At 50.2% G+C, this 490-nt stretch carries 1 protein-coding gene; it reads left to right on the top strand.

All coding sequences use genetic code 11. The features are described from left to right. Nucleotides 1–20: 20 nt before the first annotated feature. A partial coding sequence (locus F0L68_RS45770) for a hypothetical protein (RefSeq protein ID WP_149855393.1) occupies nucleotides 21–490 on the top strand: 470 nt, incomplete at its 3' end.

Raw genomic sequence — 490 nt, 5'->3', positions numbered from 1 at the left:
CGGAAAAGGCAACTGTGATAATGAAATTTCTCGTGGTGTTCGCGTCGTGCGTGCTCGCCGTCAGCGCCGGCGTCACTGAAATGTCCGCGGGAAGCATGAGCAGTTCTAACAAAGAACTCGAGGAGAAACTGTACAACAGCATCCTTACCGGTGACTACGACAGCGCTGTCCGTCAGAGCTTGGAATACGAGAACCAAGGCAAGGGCTCCATCATCCAGAATGTAGTTAACAACCTGATCATTGACGGAAGTCGGAACACCATGGAGTACTGCTACAAGCTGTGGGTCGGCAACGGACAGCACATTGTCAGAAAGTACTTCCCCTATAACTTTAGACTCATCATGGCCGGAAACTTCGTTAAGCTCATTTACAGAAACTACAACCTCGCTCTGAAGCTCGGCCCCACTCTTGATCCCGCGAACGAGAGACTTGCATACGGCGATGGTAAGGAAAAGAACAGCGACCTCATCAGTTGGAAGTTCATTACCTT

The sequence above is a fragment of the Solihabitans fulvus genome (assembly GCF_008386585.1).
In the GTDB taxonomy this organism is placed as follows: Bacteria; Actinomycetota; Actinomycetes; order Mycobacteriales; family Pseudonocardiaceae; genus Solihabitans; species Solihabitans fulvus.
The sequence above is the reverse complement of the archived record's forward strand: the minus strand, read 5'-3'. Positions and strand labels throughout refer to the sequence as shown.